23 protein-coding genes are annotated in these 22028 nt (G+C 40.2%); 7 read left to right on the forward strand and 16 right to left on the reverse strand.

What is annotated here, in order from left to right; translation table 11 throughout:
- Positions 1 to 75: 75 nt before the first annotated feature.
- On the reverse strand, positions 76 to 750 hold the full coding sequence (locus tag KHB02_RS01300) for a 3-oxoacid CoA-transferase subunit B (RefSeq protein WP_213140542.1): 675 nt from the start codon (positions 748 to 750) through the stop codon (positions 76 to 78).
- Complete coding sequence (locus KHB02_RS01305; protein WP_213140543.1) at positions 750 to 1439, reverse strand: CoA transferase subunit A; 690 nt, start codon at positions 1437 to 1439, stop codon at positions 750 to 752. The genes KHB02_RS01300 and KHB02_RS01305 overlap by 1 nt, the downstream gene beginning before the upstream one ends.
- A gap of 470 nt (positions 1440 to 1909) precedes the next feature.
- Here KHB02_RS01305 and KHB02_RS01310 point away from each other — a divergent pair, with 470 nt between their 5' ends.
- A complete protein-coding gene (locus KHB02_RS01310; protein ID WP_213140544.1) occupies positions 1910 to 3292 on the forward strand; it encodes an MFS transporter in 1383 nt (460 codons plus the stop codon).
- Between the two features lie 97 nt (positions 3293 to 3389).
- Here KHB02_RS01310 and KHB02_RS01315 read toward each other — a convergent pair whose 3' ends face one another.
- Positions 3390 to 4034, reverse strand: a complete 645-nt coding sequence (locus KHB02_RS01315; RefSeq protein WP_213140545.1) for a GntR family transcriptional regulator — start codon at positions 4032 to 4034, stop codon at positions 3390 to 3392.
- A 255-nt stretch (positions 4035 to 4289) separates the two neighbouring features.
- Positions 4290 to 5528 (reverse strand): aminopeptidase, encoded by a 1239-nt coding sequence (locus KHB02_RS01320; RefSeq protein ID WP_277398137.1) that lies wholly within the window; start codon positions 5526 to 5528, stop codon positions 4290 to 4292.
- A gap of 254 nt (positions 5529 to 5782) precedes the next feature.
- Here KHB02_RS01320 and KHB02_RS01325 point away from each other — a divergent pair, with 254 nt between their 5' ends.
- The 4 genes from KHB02_RS01325 to KHB02_RS01340 are packed head-to-tail and all read left to right on the forward strand — an operon-like array spanning position 5783 to position 8481.
- The gene (locus KHB02_RS01325; protein ID WP_213140546.1) at positions 5783 to 6343 is read left to right on the forward strand and encodes a tyrosine-type recombinase/integrase; all 561 of its coding nucleotides are present in this window, start codon (positions 5783 to 5785) and stop codon (positions 6341 to 6343) included.
- 52 nt (positions 6344 to 6395) lie between these two features.
- Positions 6396 to 6896, forward strand: a complete 501-nt coding sequence (locus tag KHB02_RS01330) for a cation:proton antiporter regulatory subunit (protein WP_213140547.1) — start codon at positions 6396 to 6398, stop codon at positions 6894 to 6896.
- A gap of 6 nt (positions 6897 to 6902) precedes the next feature.
- On the forward strand, positions 6903 to 8159 hold the full coding sequence (locus KHB02_RS01335; RefSeq protein ID WP_213140548.1) for a cation:proton antiporter: 1257 nt from the start codon (positions 6903 to 6905) through the stop codon (positions 8157 to 8159).
- Positions 8160 to 8175: 16 nt separating this feature from the next.
- Complete coding sequence (locus KHB02_RS01340) at positions 8176 to 8481, forward strand: hypothetical protein (protein WP_213140549.1); 306 nt, start codon at positions 8176 to 8178, stop codon at positions 8479 to 8481.
- A gap of 35 nt (positions 8482 to 8516) precedes the next feature.
- Here the strand turns inward: KHB02_RS01340 and KHB02_RS01345 are convergent, their stop codons facing one another.
- The 11 genes from KHB02_RS01345 to KHB02_RS01395 all read right to left on the reverse strand — a co-directional run bounded on the left by KHB02_RS01345 (position 8517) and on the right by KHB02_RS01395 (position 18823).
- Positions 8517 to 9236 carry a LutC/YkgG family protein gene (locus tag KHB02_RS01345; RefSeq protein WP_213140550.1) on the reverse strand — a complete coding sequence of 240 codons (720 nt, stop codon included), beginning with the start codon at positions 9234 to 9236 and terminating at the stop codon, positions 8517 to 8519.
- Between the two features lie 4 nt (positions 9237 to 9240).
- Positions 9241 to 10665 carry a LutB/LldF family L-lactate oxidation iron-sulfur protein gene (locus KHB02_RS01350; RefSeq protein ID WP_213140551.1) on the reverse strand — a complete coding sequence of 475 codons (1425 nt, stop codon included), beginning with the start codon at positions 10663 to 10665 and terminating at the stop codon, positions 9241 to 9243.
- Positions 10666 to 10703: 38 nt separating this feature from the next.
- Positions 10704 to 11420, reverse strand: coding sequence for a (Fe-S)-binding protein (locus KHB02_RS01355; RefSeq protein WP_213140552.1), 717 nt, complete (start codon positions 11418 to 11420; stop codon positions 10704 to 10706).
- A gap of 163 nt (positions 11421 to 11583) precedes the next feature.
- Complete coding sequence (locus KHB02_RS01360; protein WP_213140553.1) at positions 11584 to 12246, reverse strand: YfjL-like protein; 663 nt, start codon at positions 12244 to 12246, stop codon at positions 11584 to 11586.
- A gap of 96 nt (positions 12247 to 12342) precedes the next feature.
- Positions 12343 to 13170 (reverse strand): GNAT family N-acetyltransferase, encoded by an 828-nt coding sequence (locus tag KHB02_RS01365; RefSeq protein WP_241113652.1) that lies wholly within the window; start codon positions 13168 to 13170, stop codon positions 12343 to 12345.
- A 29-nt stretch (positions 13171 to 13199) separates the two neighbouring features.
- Entirely contained in the window at positions 13200 to 13925 is a 726-nt protein-coding gene (locus tag KHB02_RS01370) for an amino acid ABC transporter ATP-binding protein (RefSeq protein WP_213141286.1), read from the reverse strand.
- A 51-nt stretch (positions 13926 to 13976) separates the two neighbouring features.
- Positions 13977 to 14633, reverse strand: coding sequence for an amino acid ABC transporter permease (locus tag KHB02_RS01375; RefSeq protein WP_213140554.1), 657 nt, complete (start codon positions 14631 to 14633; stop codon positions 13977 to 13979).
- Between the two features lie 12 nt (positions 14634 to 14645).
- Positions 14646 to 15434, reverse strand: coding sequence for a transporter substrate-binding domain-containing protein (locus KHB02_RS01380; protein WP_213140555.1), 789 nt, complete (start codon positions 15432 to 15434; stop codon positions 14646 to 14648).
- Positions 15435 to 15466: 32 nt separating this feature from the next.
- On the reverse strand, positions 15467 to 16576 hold the full coding sequence (locus KHB02_RS01385; RefSeq protein WP_213140556.1) for a mandelate racemase/muconate lactonizing enzyme family protein: 1110 nt from the start codon (positions 16574 to 16576) through the stop codon (positions 15467 to 15469).
- Positions 16577 to 16671: 95 nt separating this feature from the next.
- Positions 16672 to 18009, reverse strand: coding sequence for a hypothetical protein (locus tag KHB02_RS01390; protein WP_213140557.1), 1338 nt, complete (start codon positions 18007 to 18009; stop codon positions 16672 to 16674).
- A 115-nt stretch (positions 18010 to 18124) separates the two neighbouring features.
- Positions 18125 to 18823, reverse strand: a complete 699-nt coding sequence (locus KHB02_RS01395) for a pirin family protein (RefSeq protein ID WP_213140558.1) — start codon at positions 18821 to 18823, stop codon at positions 18125 to 18127.
- A 204-nt stretch (positions 18824 to 19027) separates the two neighbouring features.
- Between KHB02_RS01395 and KHB02_RS01400 the strand changes: the two genes are divergently transcribed.
- Entirely contained in the window at positions 19028 to 19882 is an 855-nt protein-coding gene (locus tag KHB02_RS01400; protein ID WP_213140559.1) for a chemotaxis protein, read from the forward strand.
- A 46-nt stretch (positions 19883 to 19928) separates the two neighbouring features.
- Positions 19929 to 21194: an erythromycin esterase family protein gene (locus KHB02_RS01405; RefSeq protein WP_213140560.1), complete on the forward strand. Its 1266-nt coding sequence runs from the start codon at positions 19929 to 19931 to the stop codon at positions 21192 to 21194.
- Positions 21195 to 21239: 45 nt separating this feature from the next.
- Here the strand turns inward: KHB02_RS01405 and kduD are convergent, their stop codons facing one another.
- A complete protein-coding gene (gene kduD, locus KHB02_RS01410) occupies positions 21240 to 22022 on the reverse strand; it encodes a 2-dehydro-3-deoxy-D-gluconate 5-dehydrogenase KduD (protein ID WP_213140561.1) in 783 nt (260 codons plus the stop codon).
- Between the last annotated feature and the right edge of the window lie 6 nt (positions 22023 to 22028).

Here is a 22028-nt window from a genome sequence, read left to right on the forward strand (position 1 = left end):
GGATTATCAACAGGAGACAAATCTATTACAAAAAAATAGGTGAGGGCTATAGCCTCACCTAAACTTGAGATACATTTAACGTTGATTAATCAATTCTTTTCTATTAAAAATTTTAAAATCATTTGCTATTTCATAGGAGGCAGGTGTAATTTTCTTTAGTTGTTCCTTTGTGATTTCATCACTCATTTCCACTAACCAAAGTTGCTGATCTCGAAATTTAAAAACGGCATACTCTGTGATAATGGTATCTACTCTTTTTTTAGCAGTAAGTGGGTACGTGCATTCACGGAGTATTTTTGGCTCTCCTTTTTGATTCAAATGTGTCATCGCTGCAATTACCCTTTTTGCCCCGACTACTAAATCCATAGCGCCGCCAACCCCAAGCACGTCTTTTCCTGGTATTGCCCAACTTGATATATCACCTTGTTCCGATACTTGCAGCGCTCCTATAACGGTTGTATCGATATGACCACCACGCATCATTCCAAAAGAAATAGAACTGTCAAAATAGGACACATGAGGCAATACTGTTACCGGAGCTTTTCCGGCATTAACTAAATCAAGGTCAATTTGATCTGGACTAGGATCCGGTCCCACCCCAAGAATCCCATTCTCCGAATGCAGCGTCACCAGACCTTGTGGAAGATAATCAGCAACTAAGGTAGGAATACCAATTCCAAGATTCACGATGCCTGATGTTAATTCTTGTGCACAACGCCATGCAATATACTCTTTCATTGATTTTCCCATTACAGCTCCTCCCTTTTAACCACAATATCTACAAAGGCAAAAGGAGTGACAATCGATTCTGGATCAAGCTCACCTATTTCAACGATTTCTCCTACTTCAACAATTGTAAGATCAGCTGCCATTGCCATGATTGGATTGAAATTTCGAGCGGACTTCCTATAAATGAGATTACCGGCCTTATCTGCTTTATAAGCCTTTATTAGGGCAACATCGGCAAACAGGGTTTGTTCAAGAACATATTCCCGCCCCTTGAAGGTCCGCGTCTCTTTCCCTATAGCGAGTTCTGTCCCAGCTGCTGTCGGAGTGTAAAAGGCAGGAACTCCTGATCCGCCTAAACGAATCGCTTCTGAAAAGGTTCCTTGTGGTAATAATTCAATTTCTATTCGGCCTTCCCGATAAGCCTGAACTACCTCTTTATTAGTAGTAAAATACGACCCAATCGCTTTCTTAATCCGATCTTGTTGAAATAAAACATTCAAATTCGTCTCTTTTGTAATATTGTTGCTAATGATGGTCAGATCCTGAAGTTCCCTTCTATCGATTACTCCTTGCAGTAAATATTCCGGTACCCCAGTTGCACCAAATCCCCCTACTAACATAGTCGCACTCTTTGGAATTTGCTTAATCGCTTCGTCTACTGATAGAAATTGAACATTCGTCTTAATCGGATTCTCCAACTCAGAATGCAAATTTCTTCCCCCTTTTCATTAACAAGACCACTCTGACTTAGAGTAGAAAAGTTTGATAATTTTAAAATTTTAGATATTTAAATTTTAAAATAATATATGATTTGAGTCAATCGGATATCTTTTAAAATAATATATGATTTTATCGAATCATATATTATTTATCTAAATCATATATTTTTTATTGACAATATTCAGAAATTTAATTATATTTTCAAATAAGAATAATATTTTTATAGTTAAAATAGAGATGAATCGGAAATGCGATTCAGAAGTACGTACTTTCGGCAGAATTAAGTGAAGGAGTTGATATATTCTAGTTTTTAACAAACTTTAACAAATAAAATTAACTGGTTAGCAGCGAGGCTGGCCCATAACATTATTTTACAGACTTTTAAGTCGGTATCAGCAATCATGCATCTAAGATTTTTTGGGCTCTGGACAAATTACTTATTTAATTGGGGGGCTAGATAATGCAAAATGCACAAAAAATTCAAGTAAGCAATGATGGTGGCGCACCTTATGAATTACAAAAGCCTAGCAAAATGGAAATCTTCGGCTATGGACTTGGAGATTTCGGCTATATTCTATTATGGACGATAGTAGGTTCGTTTTTATCGTTTTACTACACTGATGTAGCAGGTATATCGGCTGGAGTCGTTGGTACAATCATGTTATTTGCACGGATTTGGGATGGTGTTACCGATATTGCCATGGGGGTTGTTGTAGACAAAACAAAATCAAAACATGGCAAGGCACGTCCTTACTTACTTTGGATACCTATCCCTCTCGCTCTTTCAACGATATTTTTATTTACCGTTCCTGATTTCGGAATGAACGGTAAGATTGTGTATGCGCTAATCACTTACAGTTTATTTATTTTAATGTATACGATGTTAACAATTCCTTTTAAGACATTGCTTGGGTTAATCACTCAAGATCAATATTCCCGTTCACTGATTGGTGTCGTGGGCGCCCTTTTCATTCAGTTTTCCGCATTGGTTGTAAATGTTTCCACCCAGCCGCTTGCTAGTTCAATAGGCGGACAAAAGGGATGGACCATTTCAGTAACTTTATTCAGCATCCTATCAGTCATTATGCTTTTTTTCACATTTCGCTTAACAAAGGAAAGAGTCGGAGATACAGGTACCTTTAATAAACAAAAGAAAGCTCCTTTTTCCATCACAATGAAAGCGTTATTAAAAAATAAATATTGGAGATTGGTAACTGCCTTTTGTATTATTTATTACATTCTTCTAGGTCTCGGAGGCTCTGAGCTTTATTATGCTTCTTATGTTCTTGGCAGCCCGTCATATTTTTCCATCATCAGTATGGTCAAAACAATACCAGGTCTAATAATTCTTTTCCTAATAAGTCCATTCATCAAACGCTTCGGGAAGCGAAATACTGCCATTTTGGGTGCAGCATTTGTTGTCTTGTCTGCTTTGATAAAATTTATTGACCCTTATAGTTTAACTTTCTTTTTGACTGGCAGCATGTTTTACGGTATTGCCAAAGGGCTTTTTTCAGCAACAGTTTATGCAATGATTAATGACACCGCAGAGTATGGAGAATGGAAATCCGGAATACGTACAACTGGTCTTGTAAATAGCAGTGCAAGTTTCGGGATGAAAATAGGGACAGGTGTTGGAGCAGCCATGGTTGGCTGGTTACTAGCCTTTGGAGGATATGTTGGGAAGGCTGCAGAACAATCAGCATCGGCACTTCAAATGATTTTCGTTCTAAATATTCATCTTCCCCTTATTATTGGTGTATTTCTACTCATTATCTTATCGATGTATAAATTGGATAAGCTTTATCCAGAGATTATTGCTGATCTTCAAAAGCGTACATAAAAGTGCTTAAAGTAATAAAAAAAAGTCCCCACGATTGGGGACTTTTTTCTTACTTCACTTATACTTAAATTACTTTTTACTCCAATTTAAGAACCTGCTAAATATCCATCGACCTTACAATTTCAGTTATTTTAGGAATTACCTCGAGTAAATGATTTTTAGTCAGTTGTTCAGCTAATTCTCCATCGCGCTCAGAAATCGCCTTCAAAATTTCTTTATGTTCATTAAGAGATTTTTGCGTTGTCTCTTTATCCTGATAGTAAATTGGATACCTTGCCGCTAAACTAGTTATATCTTTAATCATTTTAACGAGCATTTGATTATTACAATGACTATATATGGAATTATGAAAGGTTTCGTTTATATGAAAATACCCTTCTAAATTTTCCTCTTCACAAATTCCGATTGACTCCTCTATGATAAGTTCCAATTCTTTTATATGAGCATTTGAGATGTGTTCAACAGCAAGTTTTGTTGCTAATGATTCAAGATTGGCGCGAATTTCAAAGATTTGCCTTACTTCATCTTCCGTTAAGCTAGTCACTGTTGGCCCTGCATGGGGATGCAATTTAACATATCCTTTTTGGGCTAGTCTCTGCATAACCTCGCGTACTGGAATTTCACTCACATTAAATTCTTTCGCGATTTGTGAAATGACTAATCTTGAACCAGGGCGAAAGACTCCCTTAACAATTTTCTCATGTAATTGTATATATACTTTATCGGTCTTTGTCATAGACATTGTCTTTGCCCTCGCGTTCTATAATAAATACTCGTTTTCAATATTAGAAAAATACTTGTTTTCACAACTATTATACAAAAATTTGTACAAAAGTAATATAGATGTAATCGGAGATTTACAAAGATTAATGAACCAATTAAGACGACTTATTTACTGTTATTTGTTATGTGGTAAGGAGTTTGGATGAAAGTATAAAAGTCCAACAGGCAGCAGCTGTTGTAAAACCGCTTTTCCTATTGGACTTTTTTAACATTTTTAGATAGCCCAATCACCATTTCGGAAGATTGGTACGACGGTACCGTCTTGTTTGATGCCGTCTATATTCATTTGGTTAGAGCCTATCATGAAGTCCACATGAACAGTTGATGTATTCATCCCGTTTTGCTGCAGCTCTTCCTGGCTCATTTTTGTTCCGCCTTCAATCGTCGTCGGGTAGGCCGAACCGATTGCCAAGTGGTTCGAAGCATTCTCATCAAATAGAGTATTAAAGAAAATAATCCCAGATTGAGAAATCGGTGATGGATCTGGCACAAGAGCGACTTCACCCAGACCTGTTCCGCCTTCGTTGTCGAATACCAGCTTCTTGATGGCATCTTCACCTTTTTCAGCATTGATATCGACAATTTTCCCGTCTTTAAAATGGACTTCAATTCCTTCAATTAACGTCCCCGCATAACTTAATGGTTTAGAACTGCGAACTACCCCATCCATGCGGCGTGTATCAGGAGCCGTGAACACTTCCTCCGTTGGCATGTTGGCGATAAATTCTTCTCCTTTTGGGTTTTGGCTTCCCGCACATGCCCAAATATGGTTTTTCGGCAGGCCGAGCGTTAAATCGGTGCCAGGTGCCGTATAGTGAAGTGAATCAAATTGGATTTCATTTAATTTATCAGCTTTTTCATTCAATTTGTCTTTATGCCGGTCCCAGGCAGCTATCGGGTCTTCTTCGTATACACGGCAGGTTTTAAAAATTTGATCCCAGAGGGCATCAACCTGTTCCTCAGGGGTAGCCAAATCAGGGAATACCTTGGCCGCCCATCCTGCTCCGGCAGCAGCAGCAACTGTCCATTTTAAATCATCGTTCTGGGTCGCCTTACGTTGGGCATGGAAGGCCTTACCAGCAACCTTTTGATACTCCGCAACTTTAGCTGGGTCTACTTCATTCAACAAGCCCGGATCACTTGAAAGAATGGAAAGACGGCTGACACGGTGGTTTAATACGTGGTCCTCAGATTCCTGAATTTCATAGTCAGGAATGCTGGTCAATACTTCCACCGGTTGATGCAAGTAATGTTCTTTTGTAATTTCGTCATCAGACCATTTGATAATTACCTTTTCAGCCCCCAGGGCATAAGCCTCTTTCGTGATGTGGCGGGCTAAAGGCGCCTGATCAACGTTTATGGTCATTTTCACCCAATCACCTGGTTGAACATTGATCCCTTTCGCCACTAAAAGCTTTGCATACTTATGTAAGTTCTCTTCAAAATTAGGCAGCACTATATATTTACCTCCAGAAAATTTTTTGTTTCGATATTATAGTAGCATAATTGGGAGAAAAAGATGCAACTAGGGACTGTGCAGCTGTTGGCACGCGGGCATTTAATGATGTTTGCTTATCAGGTTTTTATTTTATTTAAAATATCTGCAAACTAACCAAAACTATAGTGGTTTTATAAGCTGAATTTTTGAATGTTACATAATATCATGATACAATATGATTATGTAACATGGATTAAGGAGCGTTTAGCATGGAATATGTTGAAGCATTAAGGGATGTTAAGCAAATCAACGCAATTAAGAAATATTTGAAAAAGTATTCCGAGCGTGACTATCTTCTCTTTGTATTTGGCATTAATACTGGGTTGAAAATTACCGAAATGCTGGAAATAAGGGTAAACGATGTTTTAGAGAATGATCACACAGCGAAGAATTTTTATCAGTATTCACACCTCGATACCATGAAGGAGGTTTACCTTAACCAAAAGGTCAAAAAAGCCCTCCTCCATTTTGTCCAAACCAACCAACTGGACCCGGAAGACTACTTATTCAAATCCAATAAAACAGAAAAGCCTATCACTCGCCAACAAGCCTATCGAATCATTCATCAGGCTGCTGAAGCCATTGGTATTGAGGGGAAAATCGGGACCAATTCAATGAGAAAAACATTTGGATATCATGCGTATAGACGCGGGGTGGCCATCTCCCTTTTGCAAAAACATTTTAATCATTCAACCCCATCTGAAACTCTAAAATATCTTGGCATCTCTAAAGAGGAGAAAATTAAAACTGAAATTGATGTAAATTTATAATGTCAAACCCGCTTAATCCATGAAACAAATTTTTAAGAGGAGGAATCAAAAAATGAACGTTCGCGAAATTGAACTCCCGGGAATTGGGAAAAAATTTGAAGTCATCACCAAAAGCAAGGATAAAATTGTGGTGATTATTCACGATGACGGCAGAAGGGATATTTATTATTTTGATCAAGATGATTACGAGGAGGCAATCGCCAGCACAACATTTGATGATGCCGAAGCCCGGCAGATTGCTGCAATCATTGGCGGAATGACGTATGCGCCAAAGGCATTGGAAACGATTGAAATGGCCTTTGATGAATTGGTTATAGAATGGTTTAAAGTGCAAGACGGGTCGGAAGCAGCGGACCAAACGATCGGGCAGCTCAATATCCGTCAATCCTATGAAGTCAATATCGTCGCTATCATAAAACAAAAGAATCACAAAGAAATTCATACCCCTGGACCTGAAACACTTTTAGAGGAAGGTGATACCGTGATCGTATCCGGACAGCGGAAGCAAGTAAAAATGTTCGTAAAAGAAGTTCTCACAAGAAGGGAAGGGTGATACTAGATGACTAACACTTTACTTTTTGAAGTCGGAACAGCTCTGGTCTTGGTTGCCTTAACCGCCTTCCTGGCAAACAAATTAAAATTCTCCTTCATCCCATTTCTCATCCTTTTAGGGATGGCACTTGGCCCCCATGCCCCTGAAATTGGTATATTTGATTTCACATTTATTGAGAGTGCAGAAATCATCGAGTTCTTCGGGCGCATTGGTGTTTTGTTTTTATTATTTTATTTAGGAATTGAGTTCTCAGTCGGAAAATTAATACGCTCTGGGCGTTCTATAGTTGTCGGCGGGACCATTTATGTAGCGATGAATTTTTTCCTTGGCCTGATTTACGGGTTCGCTACAGGATTCCCGATTATGGAAACGTTAATCGTTGCCGGACTCTTAAGCGTTTCTTCAACTGCCATTGTGGCAAAAGTGGTTGTTGATTTAAAAAGAACAGCCAATTCCGAAACAGAATTGATTCTAGGGATCATTCTTTTTGATGATATATTCCTGGCGTTATTCCTCTCTGTCATGTCGGGCCTCTTGTTAGGCGGCTCAACTACTATATTTGGTACCATCATATCGGTTCTCATTTCTCTCGGTTACATGCTGCTATTTTTCGTTATCGCCCGTAAAGGTACCCCGGTTCTAAACAAACTGTTAGATATTAAATCGAATGAAATCTTTATCCTCGTCATCTTTGCGTTGCTGTTTTTTGTAGCAGGATTTTCTGAAAAACTCCATGTCGCTGAAGCGATCGGCGCTTTATTATTAGGTTTAGCCCTTTCAGAAACAAAACACCGGGAACGAATCGAGCATTTGGTTATTCCCTTTAGAGACTTCTTTGGAGCCATCTTTTTCTTCAGTTTTGGGTTAAGCATTGACCCATTTAGCTTAGGCGGGGCCATATGGCTTGCTCTAGGTGCCGTGATTCTCACAATCATTAGCAACTTTGTAGCTGGAATGATTTCCGGGAGAAAAGCAGGTTTATCACACAAAGCTTCCTCCAATATCGGATTGACAATCGTTTCAAGAGGCGAGTTTTCGATCATTGTTGCTAATTTGGGACTTGCCGGAGGGCTGATGCCTATTCTCAAACCCTTTACCGCAGTATACGTTTTAATTTTGGCAATCCTCGGACCGTTGCTGGCAAAGGAATCTAAGAATATATACAAATTTTTGAACAAGATATTCAAATGGGAGAACAAGGCAAAGAAACGGCTCACCCCTGTCCCACAAAAGTCAGTAGAGGATCAAAACAATACCTTTTAAAGGAGGCCTCATAAAAGTGGGCATCGAGTTAGCAATTGCATTGTTAACATATGTCTTATTGGTTGTCATGGCTTATCTTGTCTTTGTCTTATCTAGTGAGAAGGAGGAACGCGGCTCTCTCATTATTAACCAGGCCTATAACTATGCGTTTTCCATATTATCCTTCGGCATTCTTATCGTCATTGCCCTGGCCAAACTGCCAAACGTCACGTTGGATAACCAGACTACCAATTATTTAATTTTGGCTAGTAAGTTTATTTCGGTTATCACGCTAGGCGGAAGTGTGTTTATACTAACCAAAAAGTATAAAAGCCCAAAATAAAAATCTGCCCACACACTGGGGCAGATTTTTTACTATCAGATGTCATTAATAACAATATAAGTTGCTTTCACCGGTCCATGCACCCCAACCACGAGGTTCAGTTCAATATCCGCCGAGTTGCTTGGTCCAGTGATAAAATTGATGCATGACGCGACGCGGCCCGTTTTATCGTGGATTTGCCGCATTTTTTGAGCGGCCTGCGTCATTCTTGGTACTAACGAGCTTTTTGGAATAAGGACTACCGATGCGGCAGGTAAAAAGCTTACTGTCCTCCCCTTATTCTCGTCACTAAATAAGACAGCTGTACCAGATTCAGCAAGCGTGACCTCACTGATTGTGATGCCAATATTGGCGTTTTCCGCTTTTGAAATGTTCTCTGCTCCTTTTGCAGGATCCCATTCAAAGACATCAATATTTTGTGATTGCCATTCTGACTTCATTAGGGAATTAAGACCCCATTCCGCAAATCGCTCATCTTTCCAAGTTACTATTGGACCTCCGCCAAAATCAGCTACCACTCCATTGAGGGTGGAGCCCAAATTGATAAGATCAGTGGTATAAATCGTTGTATGAATCCTTTTACACTGCTCTTTTAACACTTCTAATAATTCATCCTGAGAAGCGTCTTTTAACACCTCATCCTGCGGACGGAATTTCCATTGAGGGCGCTCAACGGGTGTGGTAATTCTTGAACGCCCAAGCTGTCCGGCAATTTTATTTAAAAATGCATCGCGATTTTGGATTGTACCAGTCATCGTTCTATTTGCCCCCCTTCTCGCGATTTTTAAACCAATCTCTGAATCTCTCTTTATTCGGTGCTGGGAATTCACGAATCTCTGTCCAGGCCTTCAATGGTCCGGGTCCCTTTGAGATTTTGTCCCCTACTGTAAATGGATTCATCGCCGTTGGTGCAATTTTCGAGCCAATTTTATATAAAGTCGGTGACGCTGCTCCTAAACCGAAAGCCTTCATGGCTAGCTTTTCCGAAATAGGTGCTTTGCCTTCCCTTTCCACGATCACTTCACGATGTTTATGAAGCAGGTTATGCAGCGGAATTTTTACAGGACAAACCTCTGTGCAGGCACCGCAAAGTGTCGATGCGTAAGGCAGTTCTTTGTATTCGTCATAACCGCCAAGTAATGGAGACAACACGGCCCCTATCGGTCCGGAATAGATAGAACCGTATGAATGTCCTCCGACATGACGATAAACTGGACATACGTTAACACAGGCCGCACAGCGAATACATTGCAGGACGGATTGGAATTCTCCGCCTAGAATATTGGAACGGCCGTTGTCCACGATTACCAGATGAAACTCTTCAGGACCATCCACATCCATTTCTTCGCGAGGTCCAGTCAACACAGTAATGTAACTAGTTAGTTTCTGCCCGACCGCACTCCTTGTTAATAAAGAAACGAGCACTTCCATTTCCTCGAAGGTAGGAACAATCCTTTCCATTCCCATCACGGTTATTTGCGTTTTTGGCAATGCCGTAACTAAATCCGCATTGCCTTCATTCGTAACTAGAGTAATCGAGCCTGTTTCTGCCACCGCAAAATTACAGCCGGTGATACCAATATCAGCAGAGAGGTATTCCTGGCGCAGCATTTGCCGGGCGTGTCCAGCCAATTCTACTGGTTCAGAGGATTTATTATAACCAAGTTTTTTTTCAAAAACTTCACGGATTTCCTCTCTATTCTTATGTAGAGCAGGAGCAACGATATGGGAAGGGGGATCGTGATCATCCACTTGGAGAATGTATTCGCCAAGGTCTGTTTCAATAACCTCGCAGCCTTCTTCCTCCAACGCCTGATTTAAGCTGATTTCTTCGGTCACCATTGATTTTGATTTCACGATCTTTTTAGCATTTTTCCGTTTAGCCACTCCGCGAATATATTCAACGGCTTCTTCCTTCGTCTGGGCAAAAAAGACATGACCGCCCCGCTTTGCCACATTTTCACTTAATTGCTCCAAATAATAATCCAAATGCTCTAGAACATGCTGGCGAATTTCTTCGCCGTGTGAGCGCCATTCTTCCCAGTTCCCCAGCTCCTCAGCCGCCAGGCGTCTCTTCAGGCCCATTCCGTCCTGGGCACTTGAAACCGCACCGCGCATAAAGTCATTATGGATTCCCTTATCGACACGTTCTTTAAATTGCTCATTGCCAATTTTCATAGCCATCCTAAAATCCCCCATTTCTATCAATCTTGCAACAACTATTAACGGCTATTCAATACCTCGGCAATATGCAAAACCTTAACTGGTTTTCCTTTTCTATCGATACGGCCGCCGATATTCATGAGGCAGCCGGCATCTGCGCCAATCAAATAGTCCGCACCCGTTTCTTCGACGTGGCATACTTTTTCATCGACCATTTGCTCAGAGATTTGTGCCATTTTCACAGAAAAGGTCCCCCCAAAGCCACAGCATTGTTCCTTGCCAGGCAATTCAGTAAAGTTTAAACCTTTTACATGTTTTAATAGAGTCATAGGGGCTTCCTTTACTCCTAGCAATCTCGTCATATGGCAGGAGGTATGATAGGTGGCATTCCCTTCAAATGTGGCCCCGACATCCTCAACCTTTAAAACATCTACAATGAATTGAGTAAGTTCATAGGTTTTCTCCGCCAATTTCCTAGCTTTCGGTTCCCAAACAGGGTCGCCTTTAAAAATATGAGGATATTCCTTAAACATAAACGCGCAAGAACCGGAGGGCGATACGACATATTCAGCGTCCTCAAACGCTTCGATCATCCGTTTCATGGCTTCCTTCGATTCTTTTACATACCCGCTATTATATGACGGCTGTCCGCAGCAGACTTGTGATTCTGGAAAATCTATCTCGCAGCCAAGCTTCTCGAGCAGTTCAACCGAAGATTTCCCTACATTGCCCTGAAACATATCAACCAAACAGGTTGCAAATAGACTCACTCTCATTGTTGTATGCCATCCCCTTTGTCCGAAAAATTTGTTAAAAATCGGATCTGTTTTTGTTTTATTATAATATATTTCAGTTTATTTTGAATTGTTATATAGGAAATTATTAACCTAATGACGAAAAAGCTGCCTAAACAAAACCGTGGCAGCTCTAATAGTTCTATTATTTTTGAACAATTTCCCCTTTTTCAGTGATAAAAATAGCCTTTCGGTTATTGTGATCTTCCGTTTGAAAGAAGATTCTCGTAAGAACAGGTAAATGAATTGACTGGAGATAGGTTGCAAGCTTTTTAATATTTTCCATATAGATTTGTTGTTCTTCGGGAGTTTTTAAAAACCAATCTTCTGGCAGATTGATGATCATGACACTTTGATAGCCCATATCATAATGAAGGGACCTGTATGTTGGTATATGTGGACCTGCGTCCTCACTTAATTGACGGTCGATGATAAAACTGGATTGCTCTAGATGTGGAAACAGTTGGAGAATATATTCTTTGATGGGTTTAGCTTCAGGAGAATTCCACAAAACCGCGGGATACAAATCTGCATATCCCGAATTTGAATCGTGTGAAACAGCTACCTCAAAAACTAACTCAGGATTGCGGTTAGGTGCGGCCTTTGCATAATAGCCAGAACCAAGGCTATTATATTGCATACTTTTAATAGAAAAATCCATTTGATATTTTGCATCCAAATAAGAAAGCATTTCCTGCTTTTGCTGGTATTTCCCCCAAGGAGTTCCATTAAAAATCGAATAAATGTAAAGTCCTAATACTACAACCAAGCCGAAAAAAATAGTTATAAAGATCTTCCGAGACTTCATAAATTATCACTCCCTTTTTACCATTTTATTCGAGGCTGATTTCCTTAACAATAAAAAAAAGAAGACCCGACGAGTAGCCGGGTTTCAACTGTGCTTTTATCTTTCAATCGCCTTTTGCAATACATAATAATAAAGAGATGATTGATCACTTTTCTTTAAGGCTGTTGCCATCCAGCCATTATTAAAGTAGTGGGTGAATACCTCCCGCGTCCGCATCCTCCATTCTAAGGCGAGAGACATCCGCTGAATTTTAATTTCCTGGATATTACCCGGAACTGGAACATATAAAAGCTCTGCATTATTTCCGTTATCAAGGTGAACGGACTCTGGCACAGGAAATCCCAGCTCGTCATAGATTACATTTATCAATCGTAGAACGTCACCAGTTTCATTCACATCAGGGGCCACTTCAGCCTTTTCTTCGGCAATACGCCACTCCACTAGAAACCGGTCGGACGGCATTCCGGCATTAAGAACGTCGGGCATATCCCCATAGCAATTTTCAATATATTTCTTACAAGCCCCGCCTAACTTGCTTAAATTCAAATATCCGTTTACGGTTTCAAGCGGATCATATGTCCACTCAATATGCTTGTAGCCTTTTTCCAAGGCGACTTCCCGCTGCTTTCGTTTTAATTTTTCGCCAATCCCGATTCTTCTATAATCAGGATGAATCCCCATACTATGTGAGCATAAATAGACGCTCGAGCCATTAAAGCCTGGAAAGCTGTATTGGAAACCGATTAGTTTTTCATTCAGGAAAGCTCCAATGACCAGCCCTCCGTTTTTTACTACTGCAACGTAATGGTTGACAGGCACGGGATCATCATCTGCCCAAACAATGCGTTCAAGGTTGGTGACTAAAGCTAGTTCCTCGGGAGAAGTAATTGTTCGTAAAGAGATGTTTTCTATTATTTCTTTCAAAATTATTCCTGCTTTCTTATAAACAATGATTATACGACCCTTTTTAAGAAGCTTTTTAACCGATCACTTCTTGGATTGGTGAAGAGTTCGGCCGGCGGACCTTGCTCCTCAATCACACCGTTACTCATATAAATTACTCTATCCGCAACCTCTTTGGCAAACATCATCTCATGCGTTACGACAACCATGGTCATGCCTTCCTCTGCTAGCTGTTTCATAACGTTCAGAACCTCACTGACAAGTTCTGGGTCAAGGGCAGAGGTTGGTTCATCAAATAACATGATTTTCGGATTTATGGCAAGTGCACGTGCTATGGCTACCCGCTGCTGTTGTCCACCCGATAACTTGCGGGGGTAGACATCTTTTTTGTCTTTCAGTCCCACTTTATCTAAAAGGGTTAAGGCTGATTCAATTGCTTCCGCCTTTGATTTTTTCAAGGCGTGCATCGGTGCTTCAATGACATTTTCCAAGACAGTCAAATGCGGGAATAGATTAAATTGTTGAAAAACCATCCCTACCTCATGACGTCGGATTTGCTGGATAACTCTTGGCGTATAATTTAGCTCAATTCCGTCAATGACAATTTTCCCGCTGGTTAATGTTTCGAGTCCATTCAGGCAGCGAAGAAGGGTGCTTTTTCCAGATCCGCTGGAACCGATTAGGGAAACTACTTCTCCGGGATAAACCTGCAAATCTATTCCTTTTAATACTTCCAACTGGTTAAAACTCTTATGGACATTTTCAATTTGAATAATAGGATGAAGATGATCCTTTACTTTATTTGACACCCACAAGCCCTCCCTTCTTTAATGTTCGCTGATGGACATTTTAAATTCTATCTTGCTTAGGAAAAATGATAAGATCGTTGTCATAATTAAGTATAGCAGAGCTGCGGAAATATAAAATTCGATAAAGGCATAGTTTGTTGAGGCGAACCTTTGTGAAGTCATCATCAACTCTGAAACGGTGACAAGGGAGGCTAGTGATGAATCTTTTAATAGTGTAATAGATTCATTGCCGATTGCCGGAATGCTGACTCGAAATGCCTGTGGAAAAATAATTCTGCGCATAATCGTCGGATAGCTTAACCCCAACGATTGGGCCGCTTCCATTTGCCCCTTCGGGATTGAGAGAATACCGCCCCTTAAAATTTCCGCAATATACGCACCGGCATTGATTCCGAGCGCCAAGACGGCTGCAGGGAATGGCGCTAATTCAACCCCTATTTGCGGCAAACCGAAATAAACCAGAAATAATTGAACTAATAAAGGCGTTCCACGCAGTGTCCAAATATAAAAGTTAGCAAACAATGAAAATGGCTTAAATTTTGAGATCTTCATGATGACAATGACAATTCCCATTACCAATCCTAAAGCGATGGAAAAAATGAAGATTTCAAGTGTCGTCACAGATGCTTTTAGCAGAAATGGAACGTATTGCTCCACTAGAGAAAAATCTAACATTTTTTCAGCCCCTTATCGGATGTCTTTTCCGAACCACTTTTTGCTGATGGCTTCAAAGCTTCCGTCTTTTTGCATATCAGCTATTACCTTATTGATTTCTTTACGAAGTTCATGATCTTCCTTGCGAATGGTCATACCAGCCTTCTCCGTATTCAATAAGCCATCAATAGCCTTAAAGGAATACTTTTGATCAATAATGATTTTAGCACCGACACCTTGGTCCGTTGCTACGCCATTAAGCCTTCCTGCTGCCAGGTCCTCAAAAGCAAGAAAGTCATTTTTATATAATTTGACATCTGCTCCATTCTTAGTAGCCATTTCTGCAGCTGTAGTCGAAATCGTTACACCGATTGCTTTGCCTTTCATATCTTTTGCTGTTTTAATAGAAGAATTGTTTGGAACAAAGAGCTGGTTTCCGGTCGTGAAATAATTGTCGCTAAATGAAACCTTCTTCTTTCTTTCTTCCGTAATAGCCATATCAGAAATGATAATATCAAACTTTTTACCTATTAATGCAGGAATCATACTATCCCAAGGAGTGGCTACAAGGACGGGTTTCACACCAAGTCTTTTGGCAACTTCATTAGCGATTTCCACATCAAATCCTTCTAACTCATTGCTTTTGTTGATGTAGTTATACGGAGGATACGCTCCTTCAATGGCAACATGAATTTCACCTTTATCCTTTATCGCCTTAAGGGTACCGCCATCTGCCGAACCGTTGGTCTCTTTACTGCCTCCGCACGCTGCCATAATCATCATTAAAAAAATTAAACCCATTCCTAGTACATACTTTTTCATTTGTAGTTCACTCCTTTATATTAGTTTTAAAATTAAGATACCGTCTCTTTTTTAATCATTAATTCCTGGAGCGTATTCTCATTAACTTCGATGCCCAGTCCCGGTTTGCCACTTAAATGAACGAATGGGATTTGATATTCCAGGTTGCCAATGTCCTTACTAAAAAGTAATGGCCCGGTTAATTCTGTACTGGTAATATTTTTTCTGGCAATGGCGGTATGATAGCCGGCCGCAGAACCGATAGAGGATTCGACCATCGAACCAATCTGGCAGGAGATTCCTGCAGATTCTGCGGTTTTTGCAATATGAATGGCTGGATAGATCCCGCCTGTTTTCATTAATTTAATATTGATTTTATCTGCAGCACCTTTTTTAATAATTTCGATCACATCTGAACCGCCATGAACTGTCTCATCAGCCATAATCGGAATAACCGTTTTCTTTCGCAATTCCGCGAGCCCATCAAAATCTCCCATTTTAATCGGCTGCTCCAGCCATGAAATACGAAGCGGGTCAAGTAATGGCAGGACTTGAGCTGCTGTCGCATAATCATTCCAGCCCTGATTAACATCAACACGAATTGGGACGCCGTATCCAACTGCTTTACGGACAGCCTTTATTCGTTCAACATCTTTAAAAGCCTCCGTTCCAACCTTTAATTTTAAGGAGCGGTATCCTCTTTCGACGGCTAGTTTTGCTTTTTCCGCCATTACCTCTGGCTCCTCGATACTTAACACTTTAGGAAAAGTAAGCTCGTCATGGTATTTTCCGCCAATAAGATCATAAACCGGCTTCGCTAAATACTTCCCCATCAGATCATAACAAGCTATATCAACTGCTGCCTTGGCTGCCGGGTTGGCATAGATGCGACTGTCCATAATATGGTGAATTTTTTCAATTTCAAATGGGTTCTCCCCCATCACAGCAGGCAATAATTGGTGCTTTAATACCTCAATTGCGCTAAAGAAAGATTCCCCTGTCACATGCTCATCAGGAACTCCTTCCCCATATCCTGTTAAACCATCATCCGTTTCCAGCTTTACAATGACAGAAGGCATATAGTCATAAGTTTCATATGAAATAATAAAAGGTGTTTCTAAAGGCAGGTGAATGCCAATGATGTCTGCTTTAATGATTTTCATGTTGATCTCCCCTTCACGTTAGCGACAAGTGTCGTTTCACTGTCGCTAATTGGATGTTTTTATAATATACTGAAAAATCCTAAAAATCAATCGTTTTATTGGTTTAATATAAAATAGTTTTTTAGTTTCTCAGAGATGTTATAAAGCGCACGCGGACGGCCTTGATCATATGGCTGCTCCTCCCCTGTAATGTGTATAAAATCATGATCAAGAAATCTTTTTATAAACCTCTCTGCTGAACGCCTGCTTACCGCTAAGTAATCGGCCAATTCCTGCGCTGAAAATGAACGAAATTGGTTAAGCCTAATAAAATCAAAAAACCTTAGCAAATTTTTAGAGGTCATTTTAAGCTCATCGGCTAATAATTGAATATCGTGATCTTCATTTTTTAAAATATATTGTTTTTCATTTTCAAATAAGGGACCTATTAATTTTTTGTCTTCGTCCAGCAGGAAAATAGTTGTCTTTTCTGTTGAATGTTTTTCAGTAAAGTATAATGCCCCTTTTGCATGGTTTTCCGCATCTTTCATGGTATAACCGTAGCCGATACCAATTTGCATTGAGGATTTAATTTTCTCTTCTAGTTCAAAAACTTTTTGCAAATGTTCCTTCTGAACTTCCTCTAAGGATCCTCGATTAGTATAAATAAGAAACGGCTGATAGTGATCTAATGAAACCTTTGCATTTAATTGTCGTGCCATTTCGTTTAAATATTGCAGCATTTGGAGCCGGAATACCTGATCATCCTGAGGGTCTGGCTGATTTACTTTCAATGAAATGACAGCAATTTGCGAATCCTTGGTTTTCTTCAGTTTAGTCAATGTAATGGCTTTTTCCAGACTCTCTTTTAAGGCTTGCTTGGGCTGGACCATATTAATGGTCGGAACACCGAAATTCTGAAGCTCTTTATAAACAGCATGTATACTTGTTAAAGCAAACTGTGTTTTTTTTGCAAAATAAAGGTCTTTGTGAAACCGGACAAACTGTGAAATATCAAAAGCAGACTTCTCTTTTTCTAACTGATAGATCCACGGGTAATCCTTTACATAAAGAGGACCATTTGAAATCTTTATTTCTTTTAAGACATTGTCCAGGAAGTCCTTTTTGGGCAAGTCAATTGAAATCTTTTCAAGCGAAATTTTCTCATGAAGGTAAACCGAAAATAAGGATAAGGAAACCATAAACTCGTTAAATGTAGAGTACGTTGCCAATATCCGAGATTCGTTTATTTTTTCCTGTCCGTAATAATAGGCAATAACTCCTGATAATAGCAAGATATCAGTCTCTATCCCCGCCTTTTCAATCAAATGATCGATTTCCCACGGAGAGTCATACGTGTAGTTGATAAATTCGACATCAGGAAATAAGTCGTAGAATTCGGAAATAGCATCAATAAATAAATTTGAACCAATTACACCAATAACGTCCAACATAACACTCCTTCCTAATTTATTTAATTTCGAGTATATCATGTAACAAGAAAAGTGTAACCAAGTATTTACATATTAAATAGTTTTGCCAATGCCAATGAAAAAAGACTGAGCAGACTCAGTCTTTTTTCATCTCAATCAATAATAGATGGGATGTTTCATTTGCTTTAATTTGAATATCTTCCTCAACAATTTCCATGGCATCTCTCGTATTTAAAGAAAGATCATTGATTGTTGAACTTCCTTCGATTTGCACCAAATAGGCTTGTCTTCCTGCACTAACTGGAAAACTGATTTCTTTGCCTGCTTCAAGTTCCAATGAATAGATGTTTGCATCCTGGTTTATTTTGATTGGGGCGTCCCCTTCCTTACTTGAAACCATATGAAGCCACTGGTTGTGCCGATCTTCCCAATTAAATCGGTAATCACCATAATTCGGCTCATACCCCGCCCTATCTGGGAGAATCCAGATTTGCAAAAATCGTAATGTCTCGCTGCCAAGATTATGCTCGCTATGGAAGACACCTGTCCCCGCACTCATATATTGGACATGGCCGCGTGTAACCGTATTTTTGTTTCCCATACTGTCTCCATGTGTAAGATCTCCATTCACCACATAAGAAACAATCTCCATTTCTTTATGGGGATGAAGATTAAATCCAGTACCGGGTGCGACCAAATCGTCATTGATGACTCTCAACTGCCCGAAATGGATATTTTTCGGATTATAGTACTCTGCAAATGAGAAATGGAAAATACTATTTAGCCAGCCTAAATTACTTCGTCCCATTTTTTCGTTATCTAATTTTCTGAGCATGTCATTGGTCCTCCTTCATTGCCTCTATTAAAACCTCAATTTAAATCATTTCGAATTCGAGATAATTCTAGTACTTTTCCTTGTGTTTGTCAAACTCGCCAAAATCCCCACTTGATTTAAAATGAACGGTTATAAAGGCCTTCTTATTTTGAAAAAAACTAAATATATTGTCTTATAACCTTCATTAAAGGGGTGTGGACTTTCGTGAAAAAAATAGCTGTTGCCATTATTCATGGGATTGGCAGACAAGACAAGGACTTTGCTTCAGGCATGATTGGCATGCTAAAAAAGAATTTTGCCAAGAAAATAGGAAATTTGGTCACAGACCCTTCTTCCCAGCTGATATTCCAGCCCATTCAATGGTCAGAGGTATTAGAGAACAGAGAGGAAGAACTTTATGAGAAAATCGTTTTGAACCACAAGTTGGATTATCAAAAACTTCGTCATTTTCTTATTCATTATATGGGAGATGTCATCGCCTATCAGCCTGTGGAGTCAGCAAAGCATAATTACGAAAGAGTCCATGAAAAAATTGCCGAAAATCTTCGTGAGCTTGCTAATAATGCCGGCGGGAATGCCCCATTATGCGTGATTTCCCATAGTTTAGGGTCGGTCATCACGAGTAATTATTTCTATGATTTGCAGTATAAAGAAAATGACGGCACTGTAGATGGGAGTCAATTTTCACCTTTAGAAAATGGGGACACTATTACCCTTTTTTATACCTTAGGAACGACCCTTCCATTATGGAGTCTGCGTTATTTTAACTTTGACCAGCCCATCAAAATCCCTTCGCCCAAACTGAAGGAATTCTATCCCGGCTTAAACGGTGAATGGATCAATTTTTATGATAAAGACGATATTCTAGGCTATCCATTACGGCCGATCAATGACATTTATAAAAATGCGGTTACTGAGGATAGGCAGGTAAACGTAGGAAATATTTTAACAAGCTGGAACCCTTTGTGCCATATGAGTTATTTTAGAGACAAGGATGTAATTGAAGGGATTGCGGATGGGTTGGTTCGGACGTGGAGGCATATAAATAAACCAAACTGAAAAAAATAAAAATGCTTCTTACAAAAAGCAACTGGAGTATGAAATCATGAATGAAAACCAAATTCAAGCCATTAAAAATCACACCATTCCACTAAAAGAGGTGAATGACTTCCAGCCTTTAATAGAGGAAATCAATCACCAGAAATATGTATTATTAGGAGAATCCTCACACGGGACTTCTGAATTCTATAAGATTCGGTCGGAGCTTACAAAAAAGTTAATCCAAGAAAAAGGATTCACTTTTATTGCAGTTGAAGGTGATTGGCCGGCCTGCCAACAGGTTAACCGCTATATCAAAGGTTATGATAACGAATATACCAATGCCCGCGAGGTATTAGCCGCGTTTAACCGCTGGCCGACATGGATGTGGGCAAATGAAGAAATTATTAGGTTGATTGAATGGTTAAAGGACTACAATCATAACCTGCCAACAGACCGACGGATTGGCTTTTATGGAGTCGATGTTTATAGCTTATGGGAATCAATGGACGAAATCATTAAATATCTTGAAAAAACAAATCCTTCAAGCGTCGAAGCAGCAAAAAAGGCATTCGCCTGCTTTGAACCCTTTAATCGCGAGGGGCAAATGTACGGGGTATCGGCTTCCTTTTATGCAGAAGACTGCCATGATGAGGTCATTAACCTTCTGACAGATATTGTGACAAACAAAAAGAAATATTCAAGCTCCGAAGAAGGCCAATTAAACCTGGAAGTTAACGCAATCGTCACAGCTAACGCCGAAAACTATTACCGGACGATGGTCGTAAATGATAATGAGTCTTGGAATATCCGCGACAGGCATATGGTGGAGGTCATTACCAAAATCGGTTCCTATAATGGTAAAAACGCAAAAGGCATCATTTGGGAGCACAATACCCATGTCGGTGACGCACGAGCGACGGACATGGCGGATGAAGGACTTGTGAATGTTGGGCAGCTATTAAGGGAACAGGAAGGACAGGAAAATGTCTATATTGTCGGATTTGGCACCCATCGCGGGACCGTTATTGCAGCAGATTCATGGGGTGTAGATTTTAAAAGAATGATTGTTCCTCCCGCCCAAAAAGGTAGCTGGGAGGACCTGATGCACGAAGCCGGAAATCACGACAAGCTGATTCTTTTCAACGAAACCATTCGGCAGCATTTTTCCAGCAGGATTGGCCACCGTGCAATCGGAGTTGTTTACGATCCCAGGTATGAACACTTTGGAAACTATGTACCATCAGTAATAGCGGAACGATATGACGCCTTTATCTATATAGATTCTACAACCGCACTTGAGCCGCTCGCGGTCGAAACAGTGTTTGTATAATAAAAAGCCGCTCACAACTGAGCGGCTCTTTATATAGTCTCGATATTATCTTGCTAACCAGCCGCCATCAATCGCCAGGATATGGCCATTCATATAATTAGAGGCGTCACTTGCAAGGAATACTACTACGCCCATCAAGTCAGATGGGTCTGCCCAACGTGCGGCCGGGATGCGGGAGAGAATCTCGGCGTTGCGTTTTTCATCCGCCCGAATTGGCGCTGTGTTGTCTGTCGCAATATATCCTGGTGCAATCGCATTAATTTGAATATTATATTCTGCAAGTTCGTTGGCAAACGCCTTCGTCAGACCGGCAACAGCATGTTTGCTGGCTGTATAAGGAGGAACGAACTTGCCTCCCTGGAATGACAGCATGGAGGCAATATTGATAATCTTTCCGGATCTTTGCTTCACCATGACCTTTGCCACTTCCTGACTGAGCAAGTAGATGGAATTAAGATTGATTTCCATTACGGCATCCCAATCCTCTTCCTTATACTCGAGGATAGGAGCACGGCGGATAGTACCGGCGTTATTCACCAGAATATCAATCCTGCCATATTCATTCATACATTCTGCAGCTGCCTGCTTAACCTTTGCCCTGTCGCTTAAGTCCGCCTGGAAAAAGACCGCACGCTGTCCAGTTTCTTCGATTAGCTTCTTTGTTTCATTCCAATCCTCACTGCGGGACACCACAAAAAGATCTGCCCCGGCTTTTGCAAGGGCAACGGCGTATGCCTGACCAAGTCCCTTGTTGCCCCCTGTAACGATGGCGACTTTTCCTGCTAGATTGAAAAAATCAAGGGAAAAGGATCTTAGATTATTCGTCATGTCATT

This window comes from Neobacillus citreus (genome assembly GCF_018343545.2).
GTDB lineage: Bacteria > Bacillota > Bacilli > Bacillales > Cytobacillaceae > Neobacillus > Neobacillus citreus.

Coding starts and splice junctions, on each gene's coding strand:
- KHB02_RS01405 (WP_213140560.1), top strand. CDS start 19,929: ATGAATGAAAACCAAATTCAAGCCATTAAAAATCACACCATTCCACTA.
- KHB02_RS01355 (WP_213140552.1), bottom strand. CDS start 11,420: ATGAGAGTGAGTCTATTTGCAACCTGTTTGGTTGATATGTTTCAGGGC.
- KHB02_RS01395 (WP_213140558.1), bottom strand. CDS start 18,823: ATGCTCAGAAAATTAGATAACGAAAAAATGGGACGAAGTAATTTAGGC.
- KHB02_RS01315 (WP_213140545.1), bottom strand. CDS start 4,034: ATGTCTATGACAAAGACCGATAAAGTATATATACAATTACATGAGAAA.
- KHB02_RS01330 (WP_213140547.1), top strand. CDS start 6,396: ATGAACGTTCGCGAAATTGAACTCCCGGGAATTGGGAAAAAATTTGAA.
- KHB02_RS01310 (WP_213140544.1), top strand. CDS start 1,910: ATGCAAAATGCACAAAAAATTCAAGTAAGCAATGATGGTGGCGCACCT.
- KHB02_RS01385 (WP_213140556.1), bottom strand. CDS start 16,576: ATGAAAATCATTAAAGCAGACATCATTGGCATTCACCTGCCTTTAGAA.
- KHB02_RS01335 (WP_213140548.1), top strand. CDS start 6,903: ATGACTAACACTTTACTTTTTGAAGTCGGAACAGCTCTGGTCTTGGTT.
- KHB02_RS01350 (WP_213140551.1), bottom strand. CDS start 10,665: ATGGCTATGAAAATTGGCAATGAGCAATTTAAAGAACGTGTCGATAAG.
- KHB02_RS01300 (WP_213140542.1), bottom strand. CDS start 750: ATGGGAAAATCAATGAAAGAGTATATTGCATGGCGTTGTGCACAAGAA.
- KHB02_RS01345 (WP_213140550.1), bottom strand. CDS start 9,236: ATGACTGGTACAATCCAAAATCGCGATGCATTTTTAAATAAAATTGCC.
- kduD (WP_213140561.1), bottom strand. CDS start 22,022: ATGACGAATAATCTAAGATCCTTTTCCCTTGATTTTTTCAATCTAGCA.
- KHB02_RS01360 (WP_213140553.1), bottom strand. CDS start 12,246: ATGAAGTCTCGGAAGATCTTTATAACTATTTTTTTCGGCTTGGTTGTA.
- KHB02_RS01375 (WP_213140554.1), bottom strand. CDS start 14,633: ATGTTAGATTTTTCTCTAGTGGAGCAATACGTTCCATTTCTGCTAAAA.
- KHB02_RS01390 (WP_213140557.1), bottom strand. CDS start 18,009: ATGTTGGACGTTATTGGTGTAATTGGTTCAAATTTATTTATTGATGCT.
- KHB02_RS01325 (WP_213140546.1), top strand. CDS start 5,783: ATGGAATATGTTGAAGCATTAAGGGATGTTAAGCAAATCAACGCAATT.
- KHB02_RS01380 (WP_213140555.1), bottom strand. CDS start 15,434: ATGAAAAAGTATGTACTAGGAATGGGTTTAATTTTTTTAATGATGATT.